The following is a 255-nucleotide window of genomic DNA, read 5'->3' as shown; positions in this document are numbered from 1 at the left end:
GTCGTAAGGCTGAGACGACTGTACCGTTCGCATTGCACGATCTGAAACGATTATCAAAAGTAATGCCGAACTCTAAATTCGTAGAGAATGGCGACAAGCAAGCGTTATTCGTATCTGCGCAAGCGGGCTTCGATATGTTATCGACTGCGAAGAAAATGGTTATTAAACCGACTGCGCCTGACACTACGCCGAATGACTGGATCACTGTACCAAACGCAGCGGCGTCAGCTGATCCTGATTATACGTTCGATCCTG

The 255-nt window shown here is 47.8% G+C and carries 1 pseudogene; it reads left to right on the top strand.

Annotation, left to right across the window (positions count from 1 at the left end):
• A pseudogene (locus tag GBN91_RS28660) lies at window positions 1–255 on the top strand (hypothetical protein); the annotation flags it as partial.

This window comes from Bacillus sp. B1-WWTP-T-0.5-Post-4 (assembly GCF_009183795.1).
Classification (GTDB): domain Bacteria; phylum Bacillota; class Bacilli; order Bacillales; family Bacillaceae_G; genus Bacillus_A; species Bacillus_A cereus.
Note: the sequence above shows the minus strand (reverse complement) of the source record. Positions and strands in the feature narration are given on the sequence as shown.